Annotated in this window: 1 protein-coding gene; it reads right to left on the bottom strand. The window is 69.9% G+C overall.

The window, feature by feature from the left end:
* Window positions 1–160: 160 nt before the first annotated feature.
* Entirely contained in the window at window positions 161–1,261 is a 1,101-nt protein-coding gene (locus G6022_RS14015) for an ABC transporter substrate-binding protein (RefSeq protein ID WP_182639872.1), read from the bottom strand.
* Window positions 1,262–1,470 lie beyond the last annotated feature (209 nt).

Raw genomic sequence — 1,470 nt, 5'->3', positions numbered from 1 at the left:
CCCGAGGCCGCGGCCACCACGGCCAGGACACCGAGTGCAGCCGCCAGCCCGGCGACCAGAAGGCCACCGGTCAGCAGGCGGTGGGTCCCGCCGGCCGTCCGTGCGGGTCGGGAGCCGGGTGAGGGTTGCACGGCCCGCTCGCGGCGATCCGCTGTGAGCGTCACAGCGCGTCGGGGGCGTAGAGGGCCACCGCCAGCGCGTTGAGCACGGCGGGGGTCCTGGTGCCGAACGACAGCACGAGGTCGTCGTTCATCGCGACGACCCGCTGGTTCGCGCCGGCCGGCGTCTGGGCCAGGGCCGGGAACTTCTCGAGAAGGCCGTCGACGCCACCGACGGACTCGAGCCCCTTGCTCATCATGACGATGACGTCCGGTTGAGCCGCGATGAGCCCCTCGTCGTTCGCCGGCTTGGCGCCCTTCCACCCGACCTCGGTCGACACGTCGTATCCGCCGGCCGCGGTGATCAACTCGTCCGCGCCGCTGTCCTGGCCGAACATGTAGTAGACGCCGGCGGATCCACGGGCGTAGAGGAAGACCGTGCGTAGCCGCGCGGTCTCGGACTCCGGCACGATCGAGGCGATCGACTCCTCGGTTTCCACGATCTTCGCGCGGGTGCGCTCCCCCAGTTCGCGCCCCAGCTCGGGCACGCCGAGCCCGTCGGCGACGGAGTGGGTCAGTGCCTCGACGTTGTCCGGGGACCGGTGGGAGTCGACGACGACGACGGGGATCCCTGCGTCACGGAGCTGCAGGATCACGTCCCACGGACCGAGCGAGGTGTCCGTGATGATCACACTGGGGTCGAGCGCGAGGATGGCCTCGGCGTTGAGCTGATGCCCGTCCTGCGTCACCAGGGGCCGATCGGAGATCTCGGGGAAGGCCGACGAGACGTCGCGGCCGATCACGTTGTCCCCCAGCCCGAGTTCGAAGACGATGCGGGAGAGCGTCCCGTAGACGTCCAGGGGCAGGATACGGGAGACGTCCGCGACCTCGACGACGGTTCCCTGGTTGTCCGTGACCACGGCCGGCAGCTGCGGAACCGGGTCGGTCGTGACGGGGTCGACCGGGTCGTCGACCAACTCCAGCGAGAGCTCGCCGGCGAAGGATCGCGGGTCCGCGGTCGCCGAGACCTCGGACGCCAGAGGGATCCCGGAGATCGTCTCGGGGTCGCCGCCGAGCCCGGTCGCGACCCCGCACGAGGTCAGCGTGAGAGCCAGGATGGCGGCGACGGCCAGCGGGAGCGAGCCTGAGCGCTGTCTGAACATGCGGCAACGATAGCACTGTAACCAAGGCGAGCCTAACCTTTGTAAGGGAAGGCTTCCCTAAACACCGTATTCCCAGCGTACGGCGATTTCCGCGCTCGACTCCGATCCCCAGATCCTCGCCCATCGGGGACTGAGAACTCTAAGACCGTGCCTACGTTCGCGGCGGAACGACGAAAGGCGGCCGCCCCCGGGGGTTCCCGGGGGCGGCC

The sequence above is a fragment of the Dietzia sp. Cai40 genome, assembly GCF_014145165.1.
Classification (GTDB): domain Bacteria; phylum Actinomycetota; class Actinomycetes; order Mycobacteriales; family Mycobacteriaceae; genus Dietzia; species Dietzia natronolimnaea.
The sequence above is the reverse complement of the archived record's forward strand: the minus strand, read 5'-3'. Positions and strand labels throughout refer to the sequence as shown.